The sequence below is a fragment of the Pseudoxanthomonas suwonensis genome, assembly GCF_010093235.1.
Lineage (GTDB): Bacteria > Pseudomonadota > Gammaproteobacteria > Xanthomonadales > Xanthomonadaceae > Pseudoxanthomonas > Pseudoxanthomonas suwonensis.
In genome coordinates, this window is the sequence record NZ_PDWP01000036.1 from 1 (window position 1) to 20,344 (window position 20,344).

Below are 20,344 nucleotides of genomic sequence, written 5' to 3' on the forward strand. Positions count from 1 at the left end.
CGCCATGGCCGTTCCCCCGATCTCCCCCATTGGCTGGCTGCATACCCTCGGCAGCCTGCCCGCCGTCCCGTTCGCCGCCTACATGCTCGCCCGCCGCGGCCGGATCGTCCCCGGCACCCGGGCCGGCCGCGCATACTTCTGGTTCATGCTGCTGGGCGCGCTGACCGTATACCCGGTCGCACACCAGCCAGTGAGCATTGTTTTCGCCACCGCCACCTTGTTCGTCCTGCTGCTGGGGTATGGCCTGGCAGCACCTGCCCGGACCCGACGGGGCTGGCGCTACGTGCAGACCGCCTCGCTCAGCACCAGCGTGTTCCTGCTGCTGGTACCCACGGTGAGCGAGATCCTGAGGCGCCTGCCGGCGGGCCATCCGCTGGTGACCGACATGAAGGATCCGCTGCTGCTGGGCGCACAGGGCGTGCTCGCGCTGGCCCTGCTGGTCGGCGTGCCGCTGCAGATCCGCAGCCTTGCGCGGCAGCCTGCACACGGAGCGGCATGCTGATGGCCGCCACGCCCGAGGCCCCGCAGGCGCGGTATTCGGAGAAGGCGCAGGAGATCATCCAGCGCACCGTCGAGCTGCTTGCCGCTGGCGGCTACCACAGTTTCAGCTTCGCCGACATCGCCGAACGGGTGCAGGTACGCAAGGCAAGCATCCACCATCATTTCCCGACCAAGCCGGAGCTGGTCCGGGCGGTGGTCGCACGGCATCGCGAGGCCACCCTGCGCGGGCTCGCGGCGCTCGACCAGGCCCACGCCGATCCGCTCGGACGCCTGGTCGCGTACTGCCGCTACTGGGCCGGCTGCATCCGCCAGGCCAGTCCACCGATCTGCATCAGTGCTCTGCTTGCAGCGGAACTCCCGGCCATCCCGGACGAGGTGGCAGCCGAAGTCCAGGCGCACTTCGAACAGCTGGAAGCCTGGCTCGTGGCGACGCTCAAGGCGGGCGCCGCAAGCGGCAGCCTGCGCCTGTCCGGCAGCGCGGCATCCGAAGCGGCCCTGTTCATGGCCACGGTGCACGGCGCGATGCTGTCGGCGCGTGCATCAGGGAACCCGGCCCTGTTCTGGAAAATCGCCAAGCTGGCCACCGACCGGCTGAAACCCGGGTAGCCAGCCGCCCCCGACCGCACCCACCACCCACCGGGACAGGGGGCCGGCGCCCTGTCCGCCGTCATGTCCCTTCCTGGAGCCGCATGAAAGCTTCGCAACACATCCTGCCCGGCATTCCCAAGCTGCCCGCGCGGTTCGCCCCGATCGTCATGCCGCTGCTGCTGTCGCTGCTGATGAGCGCGATCGTGTCGCTGATCTCCACGATCAAGGCAGGGGGACTGGCACCAGGCCTGCTGCCGCGCTGGCTCGGCGCGTGGGGCCTGTCCTGGTCCATCGCCTTCCCCGTGCTGCTGCTGGTGCTGCCGGTGGTGCGGCGGATCACCGCAATGCTGGTGCGCTCGCCCTGAGCTGGCGGGTGCGCCCTGGCGCCACCGGCCTCAGGCCAGCGGGCGGCGGTACACCGCGGCGCTGATGCATGACAGCACGCTGACCACGAACCAGCCGAACGGGAACAGCGACAGGGTCAGCAGCCAGGTCACCGCGCCCGCCACGCAGCCGGCGAGGAACCAGAGCAGCGCCGACAGCACGCGCCCCTGCACCAGCTGGCCGAGGCCGGGGACGATGAGGCTGCAGATGGCGGCGATGACATTGCCTGCCGAACCGGGTCCGTTTGCCATTGCCGAACTCCTGTCGTGGAATACCTCCATCCTCGCCGACCGATGCTGGCCGGCCAGTGAAGAAGGTCACGCGCCGCGCGCCGGGATCCCGGTTTCAACGGACGCATGTCCGCGAATCGCGAATAACTGACTCCCCGCAATCCGTCACGGCCTCAAAGCAATCCGTCGCGCTTGACCGCCAGGTAACGCTCGACCAGCGCCCCGGGCAGGTCGGCGGCGGTCACGTCCAGGGTCATGACCCGCTGCCGGCGCAGCGCCTCGTGCGCCTGGGCGCGCTGCGCCAGGTAGGCGGCGGCTGCGGCGGCGCGCACTGCGCCGTGCACGTCCTCCACCCCGGCGGCCAGGGCCTGGTCCAGCTCCCGTTCGCGCAGGCTGGCCACGCAGACCAGGTGGCGGCGCTGCAGCAGGCGCACGGCGGCCAGCAGGTCTTCCGAATCCTCGTCGCGCACGTTGGTGCAGAACATCACCAGGGCGCGCCGGCGCTGGCGCGCGGCAAGCGTGTCGGCCAGGGCGAGGTAGTCCGTGGCCACCGGCTCCGGCTGCAGGTCGTAGCTGCCGTTGAGCAGACCCTGCAACGCGCCCGGACCACGCCGCGGCGGGATCCAGCGGTGTCCGGCCCCGGTGGCCAGCAGCCCGACCGCGTCGCCCTGGCGCAGCGCCAGCCAGGCCACCACCAGCGAGGCATTGAGGGCATGGTCGAAATGCGACAGCCCGCCCTCGCTGGCCAGCATGCGCCGTCCGGTATCGACCACCAGCAGCAGTTGCTGGTTGCGCTCTTCCTGGTACTCGCGCGAGATCAGCTTGCGTGCACGCGCCGTGGCCTTCCAGTCGACCTGGCGCAGGCTGTCGCCGACGCGGTACTCGCGCATCTGGCGGAAGTCGGTGCCTTCGCCGCGGCGGCGGCGCATGTGCGCGCCCACCAGCAGCGAGGCCTGTTCGGCGCTGAACAGCGCCAGCTTCGCCAGTGGGGCGAAGTCCGGGTAGACGCGCACCTGCTGCGGTTGGCCCGCGGTGCGCAGTGCGCGCCACAGCCGCCATGGCGAGTGCAGGCGCAGGTGCGTGCCTTCGAACACGAAACTGCCGCGCGCCGCCGGCACCAGCCGGTAGCGCACGCGGGCCACGCCGTGGCCGGGCAATGAAAGCCGCAGCGGCAGGCCCTCGGCCTGCCATCCCTCCGGGTGCAGGTCGGCCAGCTCCAGGCGCAGTGTGCGCGCCGAGCGCAGCTCCAGCTCCACCTCGCGTGGCACGCCCACCGGAAGCACGTCCACCAGCCGCCGCGACACCCCGGGCGTGGGCAGGAGGCGCAGGCGCCACGCATCGACCGCCGCCGCCGTGGCCACCACGGCGACGAAGACCCACCACGTCCACATCGGGACCAGCCCGACGACCGGCAGCACGCCGGCCAGCGCGCACAGCGCCAGCAGGACCAGCAGCGGGACGCCGGGCCTCATCGGACCCGCCCCGCCTGGAGGGCGCGAAGCCGGCTCACTTGCGCGGCGCCTCCACCCGGCCCAGCAGCGAGCGCAGCACGTCGTCCGGCGACTGGCCGTCGATCTGCAGTTCCGCGGCCAGGGCGATGCGATGGCGCAGCGCAGGCACCGCCACGCCACGCACGTCGTCGGGAGTCGCGAAGTCGCGGCCCTGGAGCACTGCCTGCGCGCGCGCCGCGCGGACCAGGGCGATGCTGCCGCGCGGGCCGGCACCCAGGGCGATGCCCGGCCACTTGCGGGTCGCCGCGACGATGCGCACCGCGTAATCGACCACCGCCGGATCCACCGTGACCCGGGCCACGCCCTGCTGCATCGCCACCAGCTCGGCCGCGCCGACGACCGGCACCACCTCGTCCAGCTCGAAGTCCCCGCCGCCGCGGCCGCTGGTCACCTCGGCCACCATGCGCACCTCGTCCTGGTGGCGCGGATAGCCGATGAGCAGCTTGAACAGGAAGCGGTCCAGCTGCGCCTCCGGCAACGGATAGGTGCCCTCCTGCTCCACCGGGTTCTGGGTGGCCAGGGCCATGAACGGCCGCTCCAGCGCGAACGACTCGCCCTCGATGGTGACCTGCCCTTCCTGCATCGCCTCCAGCAGCGCCGACTGGGTCTTGGCCGGCGCGCGGTTGATCTCGTCGGCCAGCAGCAGGTTGGTGAAGACGGGACCACGGCGGATGCGGAACGCACCGCTTTCCGGGTCGTACACGGCATGGCCGCTGATGTCGCTGGGCATCAGGTCCGGGGTGAACTGCACCCGCGCGTGCTCGAGCGCCAGCGCACGGGCCAGCGCCCGCACCAGCAGGGTCTTGCCCAGCCCCGGCACGCCTTCGATCAGCACGTGGCCGCCGGCCAGCAGCGCGACCAGCACCTGGTCGAGCACGTCGTCCTGGCCGATGAAGGCGCGCGCGACCTCGGTGCGGATCGCGGCCACCCGGCTGGCCAGGTCGTCTCCGGTGATAGGCGGCAAAGCGGGGATGTCGGTCATAGCCGGTTCCTCATCTGGACCAGGGTGCGCACGCGCGCGTGGAAGTCATGGCGGTCCGCCGGCGGCTGCAGGGCTTCGCGCACCAGCCCCGGCGGGAATTGCAGGCGCGCGGAGAGGGCCGCGACGCGCGCGGCCTCGTCCAGCGCGAAGGTGGCCGGATCGCGCCGCCGCAGCCGCGCGAGGAAGGCCTCGCGCATGGCCGCGTGCAGCAGCTCCAGGTGGCCCCGGCGGTAAAGCAGCTCACCGCTGGCCTGCACGTGCTCGAGCAGGGAGCGGCGCCCGGCCGGCGGCGACGGCAGCCAGGGCCCGAAACGCTGGCCGTGGCGCCAGAGCGCCGCGCCCAGCAGCAGCACCAGTGGCAACCAGGCCGGCCAGGCGCGCTGCAGCAGGCGCAGCCACGGCGGCGTCCACTCCGGCATCCGCACCAGGTGGAAGGTTCCGCGTCCGTAGTTGGGCGCAAGCACCTGCCGCGCCAGCAACTGGTGCTGCACGTCGCGCAGCTTGGCGGTTTCGAGGAAGTCCATGTCCGCCAGCAGGTCCACCGTGCCCCGGCCGATGCGCCAGCGTGCCCACGCCAGGCCGTGCTCGTCGTCGCCCCAGTCCAGCGCGGGGGGGCGGGCCGGGTCGGCGACGAAGCGGCGGCCGCGGCAGAACTCCACGTGGTTGGACTGTCCGGGCACGCGCAACGGCTCGCAGTGCGGCGCGCGCAGCGGCTGGCGCAGGCCGAGTGCGGACAGCAGCGGCACGGCGCGGGGATCGGCACCGCGCGAAGGGGTGCGCAGCACGAGGTGGCCGCCACGCGCCACCCAGGCCAGCAGTCGTTGCGCTCCGGCCGCATCCACCGTCGACGGATCGCCATGCAGCAGCACGGTGTCGCGGGGGTCGCCCACCAGGGCCATCGCATCCGGCCTCTCGTGCGCCTGCACGCGCTCCCCGTCCGCCTCCAGCACCCGCCGCAGCGCGTACAGGGGATCGGCGGCCGCCTCGCCGGCGGGCGGCAGCGGGACCTGGGGTTCCACCTTCTCGAAGGCGTGCAGGAACCAGACGGTGGCCAGGGCCAGCAACAGGGGCAGGCCCAGCACGACCGCGCCGACGAGCATCCCGCGCTGGCGTGCGTTCATGCGCGCCATCCCCAGCAGCGGACGGCCTCGTCCAGCAGGGCTTCAAATGCTGCCTCGTCCGGCAGGCTGCCCGCGTAGGCAGCGTACTGCCAGGCGCGCACGGTATGCGCGAACACCGTGCGCCCGGCGTCCGGGGCCAGTGCGGAGGCCGCGCGCAGGCACTGCGCCTCGGTGGCGCCCGGCGGCAGTTCGATCCGGGCGCGCGTGGCCATGGCCTCGACGCTGGCGCGGTACAGCAGCGCCAGCGCGGCGCGCGCGCGGCCCGTGCTCCACAGCCTGCGCACGGCGGCGGGAACGTCCTCCGGCAACACGTCCGGTGCCACGCCCGCGGCCACCTCCACCATGGCATCGCGTGGCGCCCTGGGCGCGGCGCCGATGCGCGCGCGCAGCCACGGCAGCCAGCGCCGGGCGGTGAACAGCAGCACGAGCAGGAGCAGGCCCAACAGCAGCCACAGGCCCAGCTCGGCGATCATCGCGAAGGACGCCGCGACCGGGCCCAGCCAGTCCGGCACCTTCGGGTCGGTCCGTTCGCCGGCCTGCCTGGGCCGCCACCGGACCACGGTGCGTTCGCGGTTGAGCAGCGGATCGCGGTAGGCCTTTGCCGCGGAACGAAGGAACCCGGTATCTTCCTGCAGCTGGTCGCCGAACACCCCGGGCAGGGTCGGCGCCGGGTCGGCCGCCTCCTCCGCAGGCGCGGGGGGTGCGGCACGCGCTGCCAGCGGCAGCGCCGCCAGCAGCGCCAGCAGCAGCGGCGCGCCGTGCGAGAGCAGGCGCCGGCGCAGGCGGCGGAACGCCAGCTCCACGTCCCAGGCCTCGCTGCCGGAGCGGCGGTTGAGGTACATGCCGAAGCCGGCAGCCACGTAGAACGGACCGATCACCAGCGTCGCCGCCCAGGGCACCAGGTTCAGCCCCAGCTTCAGCCAGGCCGGCCACGGTCTGGCCAGTGCCTGGCCGGTCTCGCGCAGGGAGTCGGGCAGCAGGTCCTGGGGCAGGAACAACAGCACCAACGCCACCAGGCCCAGCGCCAGCACCAGTTCGAAGGCCATCGACACCAGGGTGAGCATGACCGCCTGTGCGTAGGCCTGGGCCGCCACGGCCCGGCGACGCGCCGTCCGCCGCTCGCCCGCGTTGCCTTCCAGCAGGTCCACCGGCACCAGCAGCGACCGCGCCGGGGTGAACCGCCGCCAGAGCAGGGCGGCAGGTATCTGGCCCGGGCAGAAGCCTGCCTGCGCGCGCAGGGTGGCCAGGGTGCCGGGCACCTGGCCGAACACCGCGCGCGAAAGCACGTACAGCGGGATGCGCTCCAGCACCGGCTTCAACCACCACGCCAGCAGCAGCCCCAGCCAGATGCGGTCCAGCGCCCACGCCACTGCATTGGCCAGCACGAATACCAGCACCATCGCCAGCAGCCACGGCCGCCACACCGCCGCCGCATGCCTCCGCAGCAGTGCGGTGCCCAGCTCCATCGCCTCCCATGGCGAGCGCGGGCGCAGGTTGACCTGCAGGTCCTCAGGTCGCATCGGCGTCCTCCGTCCCGCGTCCGCCGCGCCACAGCCAGCCCAGGACGACCGCCCACAGCAGCGCCGCCACGCCGAAGCGCAGCCAGTCCGGCAACCAGGCGATGGACGACCAGAACGCCTCCACGAACGCGGCGGCCACCAGCATCAGCGCTACGCCGAAGCTCAGGCGCGCACCGATGCGCCCGGCATGCACGAGTGCGTCGCGCCGCCGGCGGTTGCCCGGCGCGACCAGGGCCATGCCCAGGCGCAGGCCGGCACCGCCGGCGATGACCAGCGCGGTCAGTTCCAGCGCGGCGTGCGTGCAGACGAAGCGCCAGAACGGCCCTCCATGGCCCACCGCCTGCAGGTAGCCGGCGGCGGTGCCGATGGCCAGGCCATTGAATACCAGCACGAATACCGTGCCCACGCCGGCCAGCAGCCCCCCGGCGAACATGCGCAGGCCGATGCTGCCGTTGTTCATCACGTAGTGGCCGAACATGCGCCAGTCCGTACCGCTGTCGCGGCCCAGGGCACGGGCCGGATCGCCGCTGTCGTACATGCGCTCCAGCTGCGCCAGCTGCTCCGGGCCCATCACGTTGTGGGCCAGCTCCGGCCGCCAGAGCACCAGCAGGCCGGCGACCACCAGCGGCAGCGCGAAGAGCGCCAGCGAGGCCCACATGACCGTGGCCTGGGAGCGCACCAGCCGCGGGAAGCCGCCGGCGACGAACTGCGCCGCCATCCGCCAGCGCGGCGGGGGCGCGCGGTACAGCACGGCGTGGCCCTCCTGCATCAGCCGCTGCAGCCGCTCCAGCAGCGGCGCGCTGTAACCGCGGCGGCGCGCCAGCGCCAGCTGCTGGCAAAGGCGCCGGTAGCGCGCGGGTATCTCGCCGTCGGGCACCGTGGCCGGCGCACCGGGCCGTGGCGCGCCGCGCGCCCGCGCCCGGTGGTGCAGCCAGAGTTCCAGTTCCTGCCATTCGGCCTGGTGGCGGGCGACGAACTGCTCCTGCCTCATCGCCGCCCCAGCAGTGCGTTGGCGATGCCATACAGGCGCTGCACGCCCTCCATGCCACCGGCGCCGGTCAGCGGCTGCAGCAGGCCGGCCAGTTCGACCTGGCGCGCCGGTGCCAGGTACGGCGCGCGTTCGCCGAAGGCGACGATCGCCGCCTGTTCGTCCGCATGCAGCGGCTGCCCCGCCGCGCGCGCGGGCACCGCCGGCACCTGCGTGGCGGAAGCGGGCGGGGGCACGTGCACGACCACGGTATCGGCGACCAGGTCGCCGAGGCGGCGGCCGTGGCGGTCGCACAGGCTGGTGGCCAGGCCGGCGGCGTAGGCGAACGGCAGCATGTCCACGGTGCGCAGCAGGTGGCGCACGATGGCCGGCAGCCAGCCCACCGGCGCCCCGTCGCCGCCGACGACGCGCAGGCCGAGCGCGCGCTTGCCGGGCGTCTGCCCGTCCCAGGCCACCTCGAACACGATCGGGTAGGCCCAGACCACGGCGAACATGGCCAGCAGGTAGATGCCCTGGCCGAGCCCGCCGAGCAGGCCCAGGATCGTCGCAAGCACGGAGAGGATGGCGATCCGCACGGCCAGGTCGACCAGCCAGGCCAGCGCGCGCGGCACCGGGCCGGCGGCGGGCAGGTGCAGGGGCACGCCTTCGGGGGTGATGACTTCGCGATAGGTATCGAGCAGGCGCGCCGGGCCGCCGGCTGCCTGGGCATCGGGCGTGCTCGTCCTGCCGGTCATGGCCGGCGCTCCTGCCGGCGGGCTGCCTGTGGCGGCATGGGTTCCCCACTCCTTTCCCCGGCGCCGAATGTAACCGGCCGGGCACGGACCTGCCCAGCCATGGGACTACACTGGCCGCATGCATCCGCCGGCTACCCCCGCCTTCGCCTGCCGCAGCGGCTGCGCTGCCTGCTGCACGGCGCCGTCGATCTCATCGCCGATCCCCGGCCTGCCGCGGGGCAAGCCTGCGGGCATGCCGTGTCCGCAGCTGGACGAGGCCCTGCGCTGCCGCCTGTTCGGCCGACCGGAACGGCCCGCGGTCTGCGCCTCGCTGCGCCCGGGTCCGGAGATGTGCGGCGCCAGCCGCGCCGAGGCGATGGCGGTGCTGGCCGCGCTGGAGGCGGCCACCGCTCCGGCTCAACCGGCCGCGGCCATGCCCAGATAGTTGTCCTTCAGCCGCACGTAGTGCGCGGCGGAGTAATGCAGGCTCTCGATCTCGCGATCGCTGAGCCTGCGCACGAAGCGTGCAGGGTTGCCCAGCCACAGCTCGGCCTCGCCCACCACCTTGCCCGGGCCGACCACCGCGCCGGCGCCGACGAAGCCGTACTTCTTCACCGTGGCGCCGTCGAGGATGCACGCGCCCATGCCGATCAGGCACAGGTCCTCGATGGTGCAGGCATGGATGATGGTGCCGTGGCCGATGGTGACGTCCGCGCCGACCAGGGTCGGGTAGCCGCCCTTGTTGAACGGGCTGTGGTGGCTGGTGTGGACGATGGTGCCGTCCTGGACATTGGTGCGCGCGCCGATGCGGATGTGGTTGACGTCGCCGCGCAGCACGCAGCCGGGCCACACCGAGACATCCTCGGCCAGCTCCACGTCACCGATCAGGACGGCGGCGGGATCGACATACACGCGTTCGCCCAGCACGGGGCGCTTGTCCAGGTAGGGACGCAGGGAGGTGGCGTTCATGCGGGCATTGTAGGCTGCCGCTCCCCTGCCACTACACTCCGGCGATGGCATCCAACACCGACCCCGGCACCATCGCGGCCAATGCCGCCATCACCTCCGCCACGACCGTGGCCGCAGCCGCCCAGGTGCAAGGCGGCGATCGCGCGCCGCCTGCTTCAGCCCCGCCGGCCACACCGGTGGACCTGGCCGCGCAGCTGGAGCTCCTGCGCCGGGCCTGGCAGGCCGCGATCCCCGGCTACGCCCAGCGGCGCGACGACCTGCTGCGCCTGCGCGCGGCGCTGAAGCGCCGGCTGCCGGAGATGGCCGACGCCATCGCCGCCGACTTCGGCCACCGCTCGCGCCACGAATCGCTGCTGGCCGACGGCATGACCGTGCTGGCCGCGATCGACCACCTGCTGCGCCACCTGCGCCGCTGGATGAAGCCGCAGCGTGTTTCCGCCGGCTGGCGGCTGTGGCCGGCCCGCGCGCAGCTGCGCCACCGGCCGCTGGGCGTGATCGGGGTGATCGCGCCCTGGAACTACCCGGTGAACCTGGCGCTGGTGCCGCTGGCCACCGCGATCGCCGCCGGCAACCACGTGTTCCTCAAGCCTTCCGAGCTGACCCCGCATACCTCGCGTTTCCTGCGCGAACTGCTGGCCGAGGCGTTCCCGGCCGGGCGCGTGGCGGTGGCCGAAGGCGACGCCTCGGTCGGCGCCGCCTTCGCCGCGCTGCCGTTCGACCACCTTGTATTCACCGGATCGACCGCGGTCGGACGCAAGGTGATGGCCGCCGCCGCGGCCAACCTGACCCCGCTGACGCTGGAGCTGGGCGGCAAGTCGCCGGCCATCGTCTGCGCCGGCTATCCGGTCGGGCGCGCCGCCGCGCGCCTGGCCACCGGCAAGTGGTTCAACGGCGGCCAGACCTGCATTGCCCCGGACTACGTGCTGCTGGTCGGCCGCCAGCGCCGCGATGCATTCGTGCAGGCGCTGCGCGAACAGGTCATGTCGCGCTACGGCGACCTGCGCGACGGGGCGCAGGACTACACCCGGATCATCGATCCGCGGCACTTCGCGCGCCTGCAGGGCTACGTCGACGAGGCACGCGCCCGCGGCTGCGAGGTGGTGGTGCTGGCCGAAGGCCACGATCCGGACTGCCGCCTGTTCGCTCCCACCCTGGTACTGGATCCGCCCGACGACCTGGCGGTGATGCAGGACGAGATCTTCGGCCCGGTGCTGCCCGTGCGCTGCGTGGACACGCTGGAGCATGCGCTGGAGGACGTACGCGCGCGGCCGCGGCCATTGGCGCTGTACCCCTTCAGCCACGACCGCGGCGAGGTCGAACGCATCCTCGACGGCACCCTCGCCGGTGGCGTCACCGTCAACGACGCACTGCTGCATTTCGCCGCCGAAGGCCTGCCGTTCGGCGGCGTCGGCGCCAGCGGCATGGGCGCCTACCACGGCCGCGCGGGCTTCGATTCGATGGGCAAGTGGCTGCCGGTGCTGTGGCAGCCGCGTCTCAGTGCCAGCGACTGGCTCAGGCCACCCTACGCGCGGATCGCCAGGCTCATCGACTTCATCGTGCGCTGAACCGGCGGCTCCGCGGCCGCGGCGATGCGCCCTGGCCATGTCCGGGCGTGCGCGGGCGGTCGAGATCCGCCCGCGCCATTCGTCGCAGTGACGAAGCCAACCCAGCAGGAATTCCATGACGACAGCCGTCCCGCCCGCCAAAGCCAGCCGCCGTGAATGGATCGGCCTGGCGATCATCGCCCTGCCCTGCCTGGTCTATGCGATGGACCTGACCGTGTTGAACCTGGCCCTGCCGGCGATCAGCGCGCAGCTCGATCCCAGCGCCAGCCAGCTGCTGTGGATCGTCGACATCTACGGTTTCCTGGTCGCCGGCTTCCTGATCACCATGGGCACGCTCGGCGACCGCCTCGGCCGCCGCAGGCTGCTGCTGGCCGGCGCAGCGGCTTTCGCGGTGGCCTCGGTGCTGGCCGCGTCCGCGCGCAGCGCGGAGATGCTGATCGCCATGCGCGCCCTGCTGGGCGTGGCCGGTGCCACCCTGGCACCGTCGACCCTGTCGCTGATCCGCAACATGTTCCATGACGAACACGAGCGGCAGTTCGCGATCGGCGTGTGGATCGCCGCCTTTTCGGTCGGCGGCGCGATCGGCCCGCTGGTCGGCGGGCTGTTGCTGCAGTGGTTCTGGTGGGGCGCGGTATTCCTGGCCGCGGTGCCGGGGATGGCGCTGCTGCTGGTGCTCGGCCCGAAGCTGCTGCCCGAGTATCGCGATCCCGATGCCGGGCGGCTGGACCTGGCCAGCATGGTGCAGTCGCTGTGCGCGGTGCTGGCGGTGGTCTACGGGCTCAAGCGCATCGCCGAGTACGGTCTGGACCCGCGCGGTATCGCCATGCTGCTGGCCGGCATCGTGCTGGGCGTGCTGTTCGTGCGCCGGCAGCGGCACCTGGCATATCCGTTCCTCGACGTGACCCTGTTCCGGCGGCCGGCGTTCTCGGCGGCGATCGTGGCCTACGCACTGACCGGCCTGGCGATGATGGGCGTGTACATCTTCATGACCCAGTACCTGCAGCTGGTGCTGGGGCTGACGCCGCTGCAGGCCGGCATCGCCACCATCCCGTGGTCGGTGTGCTTCACCGCCGGCTCGCTGCTGGCCCCAAGGCTGGCGCGGCACTGGGGCGCGCGCCGGGTGATGGTGCGCGGCCTGCTGCTGGCCGCCGCCGGCTTCGTCGTCACCGCCATGGTGATGGCGCCGTACGGGCTATGGTTCCTGGTCGCCGGGATGGTCGCGATGAGCATCGGCCTGGCGCCGGTGATGACCGTGGGCAACGAGCTGATCATCACCACTGCCCCTCCGGAGCGCGCCGGTGCCGCCTCGGCGCTGTCGGAAACCAGCGCCGAACTGAGCGGCGCGCTGGGCATCGCCGTGCTGGGCAGCGCCGGCATGCTGCTGTTCCGGTTGTGGCTGGGCCCAGCCGTGCCGGCGAGCCTGGATCCGGCCGATACCACGCGCGCCCTGGCCACCCTGGGCGGAGCGATGTCGGTGGCCGGCGGACTGGCCGACGGCGGCGCATTCGGCGATGCCGCACGCACCGCATTCACCGATGCCATGCGCGTGGTGGCCGTGTTCGGCATGGCGATGATGCTGGTCGCGGCATGGATGGCCCAGCGGCTGATGCGCGACGGCGGCGAAGCGCCGGTTGCGGACGCCGGACTGGACGAGGTGGCCGGCGCCTGAGTCGCCAGCGCTCAGGCGTCTTCCGGGAAGGCGCGGTCCAGCCACTCGGGAACCGGCAGGCCCTTGCCGCGCAGGAAGGCCGGGTTGAACAGCTTGGCCTGGTAGCGGGTGGCACCATCCGCCAGCAGGGTCACGATGGTGTGGCCCGGCCCAAGCTCGCGCGCCAGGCGCACCGCGCCGGCGATGTTCACTCCGCTGGAACCGCCCACGCCCAGGCCTTCATGCGCCATCAGGTCGTGTACCCAGGGCAGCGATTCGCTGTCCGGGATCGACCAGGCCAGGTCGATCGGCGCCCCCTCGAAATTCGCGGTGACCCGGCTGGAACCGATGCCCTCGGTGATCGAGCCGCCCTCGGCCTGGAGCTGGCCGGTGTTGACATAGCTGGCCAGCGCCGAGCCGGCGGGGTCGGCCAGGGCGATGGCGACCTCCCGCCTGTGCCGCTTCAGCGCGCGGCCCACGCCGGCGAGGGTGCCGCCGGTACCGGTGGCGCAGACGAAGCCGTCGATGCGGCCGCCGGTCTGTTCCCAGATTTCCGGGCCGGTGGTGGCCTCGTGGAAATCGCGGTTGGCGGTATTGTCGAACTGGTTGGCGAACCAGGCGCTGCCCGGTGCCTGCGCATTCATCGCTTCCACCAGGCGCCGGGCCTGGTGCGCGTAGTGGTCCGGATTGGCATAGGGCGCGGCCGGCACCAGCCGCACCTCGGCGCCGGTCACCCGCAGCGCGTCGATCTTCTCCCGGCTCTGGGTCGCCGGCATGGTGATGATCGTGCGGTAGCCGCGGCTGGCGCCCAGCAGGGCCAGGCCGATGCCGGTATTGCCGGCGGTGCCCTCCACGATCGTCGCCCCCGGCCGCAGGGCGCCGCTGCGTTCGGCATCCAGCAGCAGGCCAAGCGCGGTGCGGTCCTTGATCGAACCGCCGGGATTGAGGAACTCGGCCTTGCCGAGGATCTCGCAGCCGGTCAGCTCCGAGGCGCGGCGCAGGCGGATCAGCGGGGTGCGGCCGATCGCGGCGGCCAGGTCTGGATGGATGCGCATGGCGGCGTCCTCGGCATCGGGCCGCGCAACCTTACCGCAGCCATGTGCAGGCGCCGACCGTGGCCGGACCGGCGCGGCGGAAACCCGGATAATGCGCGGGCATACCCATCGCACGCGCCCCCGAATGAAAGTCGCCTCCTGGAACGTCAACTCCCTCAACGTGCGCATGCCGCACCTGGAACAGTGGCTGCGCGCCTTCAACCCGGACGTGGTCGGGCTGCAGGAAACCAAGCTGGAGGACCACAAGTTCCCGGACGCGACCCTGGCCGCGCTGGGCTACCGCAGCGTGTTCTCCGGGCAGAAGACCTACAACGGCGTGGCCATCCTCTCGCGCGAGGAGCCGCGTGACGTCCTCGTCGGCGTGCCCGGCTTCGAGCACGAGCACAAACGCGCCATCAGCGCGACCATCGGCGACCTGCGCGTGGTCAACCTGTACGTGGTCAACGGCCAGGACGTGGGTACCGACAAGTACGAACTGAAGCTGGCGTGGCTGGCCGCGGTGCGGAACTGGCTCGAGCAGGAAGCGCGGCAGCACCCGAAGCTGGTGGTGCTGGGCGACTTCAACATCGCACCGGACGAACGCGATGTGCACGATCCGGCGGTATGGAACGAGAACCACATCCTGACCTCGGCCGCCGAGCGCGCCGCCCTGCGCGACCTGCTCGGCGTGGGCCTGCACGACGGCTACCGCCTGCTGCACGACGAGGGTGGGGTCTTCAGCTGGTGGGACTACCGGATGGCCGCGTTCCGCCGCAACCTCGGCCTGCGCATCGACCTGACCCTGGTGTCCGAAGCACTGCGGGGCCAGGTCGCCGCCGCCGGCATCGACCGTGAGCCGCGCACCTGGGAGCGGCCCAGCGACCACGCCCCGGCATGGATCGAACTGGCCACCTGAGCCGGACCCGGAAAGACGAAGGCCCGGGAAGCCCCGGGCCTTCGCCTCCTCGTCGTGCCGTGTTCCAGGTTCAGCGCACGCGTCCGCGCGTGAACAGGTTGACGATCGCCAGCAGGATCACCGCGCCGATGAGCGAGAACAGGAAGGTGCGGATGGTGATGGCCTCGTTGATGCCGCCACCGAAGATCCAGCCGGCCAGCACCGCGCCGACGATGCCGACGATGATGTTCAGCAGGATGCCCTGCTGCGCGTCGCGCCGCATGATCAGGCTGGCAAGCCAGCCCACGATGCCGCCCACGATCAACCAGATGATGATGCCCATGTCGTGCCTCTCCTCTGTTCCGCGAAATCCGCCCCGCGGCAGCGGGGGTGCGCGGCAATCAGACCGCCGTGGCCGTGAAGCGGTCGTGCATGGGTTGCGCGCGCCGTGCGGGACCATTGCCGCATGCGCGTGGCGCGCGGAGTCCGGCCATGCATGATTCGTGGGATTTCGGCCCGGTGCAGGTGCAGGCCCTGCCCTATATTCCCGGCCAGCGCGGCGAGCCGCAGGTGCACGCCACGCTGGCGCGCTGGCTGCAGCGCGCGCCGGAGGACCCGCTGCCGCTGCAGCGCGACGTGCATGGCCGCCCGCGCCTGCTCGCGCCGTATGACGGCTTCGACGCCGGCTGGAGCCACAGCGGCGAGCGCCTGCTGCTGGCGGTAGGCCGGGAGGTGGTGCTGGGCGTGGACCTGGAGCGGCTGCGTCCGCGTCCGCGCGTGCTGGAACTGGCGCGGCGCTTCTTCGCCCCGGCCGAGGCCGACTGGCTGCAGGCGCTGCGCCCGGAGCTGCGCGAGCCGGAGTTCGTGCGGCTGTGGTGCGCCAAGGAAGCGGTGCTCAAGGCCCATGGCCGCGGCCTGGCCTTCGGCCTGCACCGGCTCCGGTTCCAGGCCGGGGACCCGGGGGCGCCGCTGCGCCTGAAGGACTGCGATCCGGCCCTGGGCGCGGCCGCGGAGTGGCAGCTGCACGAGTGGATCCCGCAGGACGGCTACCACGCCGCCCTGGCCTGGCGTCCGCGGGACTAGCGCCGGCGGGCGATAATCCCGCTCATGGACACCCCTCTCCCCGAACCGCTGCGCTGGCGGCTGGCCGACGGCCTGGTCGCGCTGGGCCTGGACCCGCCCCTGGCTGCCCCCCTGCTGGACTACCTGGCGCTGCTGCTGCGCTGGAACCGCACCTACAATCTCACCGCGGTCCGCGACCCGGAGGAGATGGTCACCCGCCACCTGCTCGACTCGCTGGCCATGCACGCCCACGTGCGTGCCGGGGCGCTGGCCGACCTCGGCACCGGTCCCGGGCTGCCGGGCATCCCGCTGGCCATCGCCCGCCCGGACGTCCAGGTCACCCTGGTCGAGAGCAACGGCAAGAAGGCGCGCTTCCTGCGCGAGGCCGTGCGCCAGCTGAAGCTGGGCAACGCCCGGGTGCTCGAATCGCGGGCCGAGGCGGTGGCCGAACCCGGGGCCTACGCCCAGATCACCGCCCGGGCGCTGGACACCCTGGCCGGAATCCTGGAGGTCGGCGGGCACCTGCTGGCCCCGGACGGTCGCCTGCTGGCCATGAAGGGCGTGGATCCGGTCGAGGAGATCGCCGCCCTGCCGCCCGGCTGGGCCGCCCTGGCCGTCCATCCGCTGGCCGTACCCGGCCTGGAGGCCGAGCGGCACCTGGTGGAGGTGGGCCGGGCGGCGTGAAATCCGCATAATGGCCCGTTCCGGACCACCCGCGTCCTTGTCCCGAGGCAGCCGCCCATGGCCCGCATCATCGCCATCGCCAACCAGAAAGGTGGCGTCGGCAAGACCACGACGGCCGTCAACCTGGCCGCAGCACTGGCGCGCGCCCCGCGCCGGGTGCTGCTGGTCGACCTGGACGCACAGGGCAACGCCACCATGGGCAGCGGCGTGGACAAGCGCGAGCTGGAGGCTTCCAGCTGCGACGTCCTGCTCGGCGAGCGCGACGCCCGCTCCACCGTGGTGCGCACCGCCGAGGACTTCGACCTGCTGCCGGGCAACATCGACCTGACCGCGGCCGAGATCCAGCTGATGGAGGTCGAGGGCCGCGAGCAGCGGCTGAAGGCCGCGCTGGAACCGCTGCGCGGCGACTACGACTTCATCATCATCGACTGCCCCCCGGCGCTGTCGCTGCTGACCCTCAACGCGCTGACCGCGGCCGACTCGGTGATCGTGCCGATGCAGTGCGAGTACTACGCCCTGGAGGGCCTGAGCGCACTGATGGAAACCATCGAGGCCCTGCGCCAACGGCTCAACCCGGCGCTGGAGATCGAGGGCGTGCTGCGCACCATGTTCGACGTCCGCAACAACCTGGCCAACGCGGTGTCGGCCGAGCTGATCGAGCACTTCGGCGACCGCGTGTTCCGCACCATCGTGCCGCGCAACGTGCGCCTGGCCGAGGCTCCCAGCCATGGCCAGAGCATCGTCGGCTACGACAGCGCCTCCCGCGGCAGCGTGGCCTACATGGGCCTGGCCGGCGAGGTGATCCGGCGCCAGGCGGCAAGGACCCAGGCCGCCGGCGCGCCCGCCCACGCCGTGGAGGCCGTCTGATGGCCGCCGCGAAGAAGCGCGGCCTCGGCCGCGGCCTGGAAGCCCTGCTCGGCCCCAAGGGCGCCGCCGGCGCCACCGCGCCGGTGGTGCTCGAGCCGGAGGCGCCGCAGCCGGGCGACGTGCTGCGCACCCTGCCGGTGGGCCAGCTGCAGCCCGGCAAGTACCAGCCGCGCCGCGACATGGACCCGGGCAAGCTCGAGGAGCTGTCGGCCTCGATCCAGGCCCAGGGCGTGATCCAGCCCATCGTGGTCCGCGAGATCGCCCCGGACCGCTACGAGATCGTGGCCGGCGAGCGCCGCTGGCGCGCCTCGCAGCTGGCCGGCCTGGCCGAGGTGCCGGTGGTCCTGCGCGAGCTGGACGACCGCACGGTCATCGCCATGGCGCTGATCGAGAACATCCAGCGCGAGGACCTCAACCCGCTGGAAGAGGCCCAGGCCCTGCAGCGGCTGATCGACGAGTTTTCCCTGACCCACGCCGAGGCCGCCGCCGCGGTCGGCCGTTCGCGCGCGGCGGTGTCCAACCTGCTGCGCCTGCTCGACCTGCCGCCGGCGATCCGCGCCCTGGTCGAGGCACGCCGGCTGGAGATGGGCCACGCCCGCGCCCTGCTGACCCTGTCGCCGGAACTGGCCAGCAAGCTGGCCCACGAAGCGGCCGAGAACGGCTGGTCGGTGCGCGAGGTCGAACACCGCGCCCAGCAGTTTGCCGCCGGCAAGGTCCCGGTCACCGGCAGCGCCGCGCGCAAGGCCAAGGCCGCCAAGGCGCAGCAGCCAGACATCGCCTCGCTGGAGACCGAGCTGTCGGAGACCCTCGGCGCCAAGGTCGCCATCGCCCACGGTCGCGGCGGCAAGGGCAAGCTGGTGATCCACTACACCGACCTGGACACCCTCGACGGGGTACTCGAACGGCTTCGCGGCCAGCGCAGCTGAGCATGGCGCGTGCCGGCGGGTTCCCGGAACCCCGGTGCGCGCGCGAGAATGCCGCCGGCTGACACGGGCTTCCCCGACCCATGAGCGTCCTCGTGACAGGCGCCGCCGGCTTCATCGGCGCCTATACCTGCCAGGCCCTGGCCGCACGCGGCGACGCGGTGGTGGGCCTGGACAACTACAACGACTACTACGACCCGGCGCTCAAGCGCGACCGGGTCGCGGCGCTGTGCCCGCGGGTGGACATCCGCCGCCTGGACCTGGTCGACCGCGAAGGCCTGGCCGCGCTGTTCGCCGAGGTGCGCCCGCGCCGGGTGGTCCACCTGGCCGCCCAGGCCGGGGTGCGTTACTCGCTGCACAATCCGCACGCCTACGTGGCCAGCAACCTCGACGGCTTCGTCAACCTGCTCGAGCAGTGCCGGCACGCCGGGGTGGAACACCTGGTCTATGCCTCCAGCAGCTCGGTCTACGGCGACTCGGCCACCCCGCCGTTCTCCGAGGACCAGCGGGTGGACCGGCCGCGTTCGCTGTACGCGGCGACCAAGGCCGCCAACGAGCTGATGGCCCATGCCTACGCCCAGCTCCATGGGCTGCGCGGCACCGGGCTGCGCTTCTTCACCGTGTACGGCCCCTGGGGCCGGCCGGACATGGCACCGGTGCTGTTCTCGCGCCAGATCCTCGCCGGGCGCCCAATCGAGGTGTTCAACCAGGGGCGGATGCGGCGCGATTTCACACACATTTCAGACATCGTCGCTGGCATCCTTGGCGCGCTGGACCGTCCGGCCGGGGACGAACGGCACCAGGTCTTCAACCTGGGCAACCACACGCCGGTGGAACTGGAAGACTTCATCGGCGTGCTCGAAAAGGCCGCCGGCATCCCCGCACGGAAGGTCTACAAGCCGATGCAGCCCGGTGACATGATCGAGACCATGGCCGACACCCGGCGCGCCGCCGAGGCCTTCGGGTTCGAGCCGCGTACCCCGATCGAGGTCGGCCTGCCGCCGGTGGTGCACTGGTGCCGGGAGTATTTCGGGACCACGCCTGACCCCAGCCTGCGTCCATCTACGTCGCTCCCCTCGAAGGCACCATGACCGATCCGCAGATCTCCGTCGTCGTCCCGGTCTTCAACGAATGCGACAACATCGCCCCGCTGGTGGGCGAGATCCTGGCCGTCCTGCGCGGACGCCTGCCCTTCGAGATCGTCTGCGTGGACGACCATTCCACCGACGGTTCGCTGGAGGTGCTGCAGGGGCTGAAGGCCCAGGTGCCCGAGCTGAGGGTGCTGCACCACGTCGCCAGGAGCGGCCAGAGCACGGCCGTGCGCAACGGGGTCAAGGGCGCGCGCGGCGCCTGGATCGCCACCCTCGACGGCGATGGCCAGAACGACCCGGCCGACATCCCGAAGCTGCTGGCCGCGCGCGACGCGGCACCGCCGGAGGTGAAGCTGTTCGCCGGCTGGCGGGTGGACCGCCAGGACTCCGGCTCCAAGCGCTGGGCCAGCCGCTGGGCCAACCGCATCCGCTGCCGCCTGCTGCGCGACGAAACCCCGGATACCGGCTGCGGCATCAAGCTGTTCGAGCGCGAGGTGTTCCTCGACCTGCCCTATTTCGACCACATGCACCGCTACCTGCCGGCGCTGGTGCAGCGCGCAGGCTGGAAGACGGTGAGCGTGCCGGTCTCGCACCGCGCGCGCGCCTCGGGGGTTTCCAAGTACAACAACCTCGGCCGCGCGCTGGTGGGCATCCGCGACCTGCGCGGCGTGGCCTGGCTGATCGCCCGCAGCCACCGTACCCCGGTGGAGGAGCTCTGAAATGCTCGACCAGCCGCTGGAATGGCTCTACTGGACCGGCCTGCACGTCACCGGCTGGAAGCTGATCGGCTACACCGGCGCGCTCATGTTCGGCGCCCGCTGGCTGGTCCAGTTCGTCGCCTCCCGGCGCGCCGGCCGGCCGGTGATCCCGCGCCTGTTCTGGTACATGAGCGTGGCCGGCAGCCTGATGACCCTCAGCTACTTCCTGTTCTCCCCCAAGCAGGACTCGGTCGGGGTCCTGCAGAACATCTTCCCGGCCTTCACCGCGCTGTACAGCCTGCACCTGGACATCCGCCACCGTGGCTGGCGGGGCGACAGGGCGCCGCTGTAGGGGGCGGAAGGGGGGGGA

At 72.3% G+C, this 20,344-nt stretch carries 24 protein-coding genes; 14 read left to right on the plus strand and 10 right to left on the minus strand.

Annotation, left to right across the window (positions count from 1 at the left end; translation table 11 throughout):
- The 3 genes from CSC68_RS14440 to CSC68_RS14450 all read left to right on the plus strand — a co-directional run.
- Nucleotides 1-502: hypothetical protein (locus tag CSC68_RS14440; RefSeq protein WP_246193601.1), on the plus strand; the 502-nt coding region annotated here is incomplete at its 5' end.
- Nucleotides 502-1,107, plus strand: a complete 606-nt coding sequence (locus tag CSC68_RS14445) for a TetR/AcrR family transcriptional regulator (RefSeq protein ID WP_162204309.1) — start codon at nt 502-504, stop codon at nt 1,105-1,107. The genes CSC68_RS14440 and CSC68_RS14445, both read left to right, overlap by 1 nt.
- Nucleotides 1,108-1,190: 83 nt before the next feature.
- The gene (locus tag CSC68_RS14450; RefSeq protein ID WP_211365766.1) at nt 1,191-1,454 is read left to right on the plus strand and encodes a DUF2798 domain-containing protein; all 264 of its coding nucleotides are present in this window, start codon (nt 1,191-1,193) and stop codon (nt 1,452-1,454) included.
- Between the two features lie 30 nt (nt 1,455-1,484).
- Here the strand turns inward: CSC68_RS14450 and CSC68_RS14455 are convergent, their stop codons facing one another.
- From CSC68_RS14455 to CSC68_RS14485, 7 genes are all read right to left on the minus strand, one after another.
- A complete protein-coding gene (locus CSC68_RS14455) occupies nt 1,485-1,724 on the minus strand; it encodes a hypothetical protein (protein WP_162204310.1) in 240 nt (79 codons plus the stop codon).
- Between the two features lie 152 nt (nt 1,725-1,876).
- A complete protein-coding gene (locus CSC68_RS14460) occupies nt 1,877-3,175 on the minus strand; it encodes a DUF58 domain-containing protein (RefSeq protein ID WP_162204311.1) in 1,299 nt (432 codons plus the stop codon).
- A 34-nt stretch (nt 3,176-3,209) separates the two neighbouring features.
- Nucleotides 3,210-4,196 (minus strand): AAA family ATPase, encoded by a 987-nt coding sequence (locus tag CSC68_RS14465; RefSeq protein WP_162204312.1) that lies wholly within the window; start codon nt 4,194-4,196, stop codon nt 3,210-3,212.
- Nucleotides 4,193-5,317, minus strand: coding sequence for a DUF4350 domain-containing protein (locus tag CSC68_RS14470; RefSeq protein ID WP_162204313.1), 1,125 nt, complete (start codon nt 5,315-5,317; stop codon nt 4,193-4,195). Before CSC68_RS14470 ends, CSC68_RS14465 begins: the two co-directional genes overlap by 4 nt.
- On the minus strand, nt 5,314-6,837 hold the full coding sequence (locus CSC68_RS14475) for a DUF4129 domain-containing protein (protein WP_162204314.1): 1,524 nt from the start codon (nt 6,835-6,837) through the stop codon (nt 5,314-5,316). Before CSC68_RS14475 ends, CSC68_RS14470 begins: the two co-directional genes overlap by 4 nt.
- Nucleotides 6,827-7,828, minus strand: a complete 1,002-nt coding sequence (locus CSC68_RS14480; RefSeq protein WP_162204315.1) for a stage II sporulation protein M — start codon at nt 7,826-7,828, stop codon at nt 6,827-6,829. Before CSC68_RS14480 ends, CSC68_RS14475 begins: the two co-directional genes overlap by 11 nt.
- The gene (locus tag CSC68_RS14485) at nt 7,825-8,559 is read right to left on the minus strand and encodes an RDD family protein (protein WP_162204316.1); all 735 of its coding nucleotides are present in this window, start codon (nt 8,557-8,559) and stop codon (nt 7,825-7,827) included. The genes CSC68_RS14480 and CSC68_RS14485 overlap by 4 nt, the downstream gene beginning before the upstream one ends.
- Before the next feature lie 118 nt (nt 8,560-8,677).
- On the opposite strand from CSC68_RS14485, the gene CSC68_RS14490 reads away from it, so the two are divergent.
- A complete protein-coding gene (locus CSC68_RS14490) occupies nt 8,678-8,983 on the plus strand; it encodes a YkgJ family cysteine cluster protein (protein ID WP_013536492.1) in 306 nt (101 codons plus the stop codon).
- Here CSC68_RS14490 and CSC68_RS14495 read toward each other — a convergent pair.
- Entirely contained in the window at nt 8,956-9,507 is a 552-nt protein-coding gene (locus tag CSC68_RS14495) for a gamma carbonic anhydrase family protein (RefSeq protein WP_162204317.1), read from the minus strand. The two genes, CSC68_RS14490 and CSC68_RS14495, sit on opposite strands and share 28 nt — an antisense overlap.
- Nucleotides 9,508-9,551: 44 nt before the next feature.
- Between CSC68_RS14495 and CSC68_RS14500 the strand changes: the two genes are divergently transcribed.
- Together CSC68_RS14500 and CSC68_RS14505 are read left to right on the plus strand one after the other, a co-directional pair.
- The gene (locus CSC68_RS14500; RefSeq protein ID WP_246193603.1) at nt 9,552-11,072 is read left to right on the plus strand and encodes a coniferyl aldehyde dehydrogenase; all 1,521 of its coding nucleotides are present in this window, start codon (nt 9,552-9,554) and stop codon (nt 11,070-11,072) included.
- A 115-nt stretch (nt 11,073-11,187) separates the two neighbouring features.
- The gene (locus tag CSC68_RS14505; RefSeq protein WP_162204318.1) at nt 11,188-12,741 is read left to right on the plus strand and encodes an MFS transporter; all 1,554 of its coding nucleotides are present in this window, start codon (nt 11,188-11,190) and stop codon (nt 12,739-12,741) included.
- Between the two features lie 11 nt (nt 12,742-12,752).
- Here the strand turns inward: CSC68_RS14505 and CSC68_RS14510 are convergent, their stop codons facing one another.
- The gene (locus CSC68_RS14510) at nt 12,753-13,775 is read right to left on the minus strand and encodes a cysteine synthase A (RefSeq protein ID WP_162204319.1); all 1,023 of its coding nucleotides are present in this window, start codon (nt 13,773-13,775) and stop codon (nt 12,753-12,755) included.
- Nucleotides 13,776-13,899: 124 nt separating this feature from the next.
- Between CSC68_RS14510 and xth the strand changes: the two genes are divergently transcribed.
- Nucleotides 13,900-14,670, plus strand: coding sequence for an exodeoxyribonuclease III (gene xth, locus CSC68_RS14515; protein ID WP_162204320.1), 771 nt, complete (start codon nt 13,900-13,902; stop codon nt 14,668-14,670).
- A gap of 70 nt (nt 14,671-14,740) precedes the next feature.
- Here the strand turns inward: xth and CSC68_RS14520 are convergent, their stop codons facing one another.
- Nucleotides 14,741-14,992, minus strand: a complete 252-nt coding sequence (locus CSC68_RS14520) for a GlsB/YeaQ/YmgE family stress response membrane protein (protein WP_019398340.1) — start codon at nt 14,990-14,992, stop codon at nt 14,741-14,743.
- Between the two features lie 149 nt (nt 14,993-15,141).
- Here CSC68_RS14520 and CSC68_RS14525 point away from each other — a divergent pair, with 149 nt between their 5' ends.
- The 7 genes from CSC68_RS14525 (at nt 15,142) to CSC68_RS14555 (ending at nt 20,326) form a co-directional block, all read left to right on the plus strand.
- The gene (locus CSC68_RS14525) at nt 15,142-15,732 is read left to right on the plus strand and encodes a 4'-phosphopantetheinyl transferase family protein (RefSeq protein ID WP_162204321.1); all 591 of its coding nucleotides are present in this window, start codon (nt 15,142-15,144) and stop codon (nt 15,730-15,732) included.
- Between the two features lie 24 nt (nt 15,733-15,756).
- The gene (gene rsmG / locus CSC68_RS14530; protein WP_162204322.1) at nt 15,757-16,395 is read left to right on the plus strand and encodes a 16S rRNA (guanine(527)-N(7))-methyltransferase RsmG; all 639 of its coding nucleotides are present in this window, start codon (nt 15,757-15,759) and stop codon (nt 16,393-16,395) included.
- Nucleotides 16,396-16,452: 57 nt separating this feature from the next.
- The gene (locus CSC68_RS14535; protein ID WP_162204323.1) at nt 16,453-17,262 is read left to right on the plus strand and encodes a ParA family protein; all 810 of its coding nucleotides are present in this window, start codon (nt 16,453-16,455) and stop codon (nt 17,260-17,262) included.
- Nucleotides 17,262-18,188 carry a ParB/RepB/Spo0J family partition protein gene (locus tag CSC68_RS14540; protein ID WP_162204324.1) on the plus strand — a complete coding sequence of 309 codons (927 nt, stop codon included), beginning with the start codon at nt 17,262-17,264 and terminating at the stop codon, nt 18,186-18,188. Before CSC68_RS14535 ends, CSC68_RS14540 begins: the two co-directional genes overlap by 1 nt.
- Before the next feature lie 80 nt (nt 18,189-18,268).
- Nucleotides 18,269-19,276, plus strand: a complete 1,008-nt coding sequence (locus tag CSC68_RS14545; protein WP_162204325.1) for an NAD-dependent epimerase/dehydratase family protein — start codon at nt 18,269-18,271, stop codon at nt 19,274-19,276.
- Entirely contained in the window at nt 19,273-19,995 is a 723-nt protein-coding gene (locus CSC68_RS14550; protein ID WP_162204326.1) for a glycosyltransferase family 2 protein, read from the plus strand. The genes CSC68_RS14545 and CSC68_RS14550 overlap by 4 nt, the downstream gene beginning before the upstream one ends.
- 1 nt (nt 19,996) lies before the next feature.
- Nucleotides 19,997-20,326, plus strand: coding sequence for a lipid-A-disaccharide synthase N-terminal domain-containing protein (locus CSC68_RS14555; protein WP_162204327.1), 330 nt, complete (start codon nt 19,997-19,999; stop codon nt 20,324-20,326).
- The last annotated feature ends 18 nt before the right edge of the window (nt 20,327-20,344 follow it).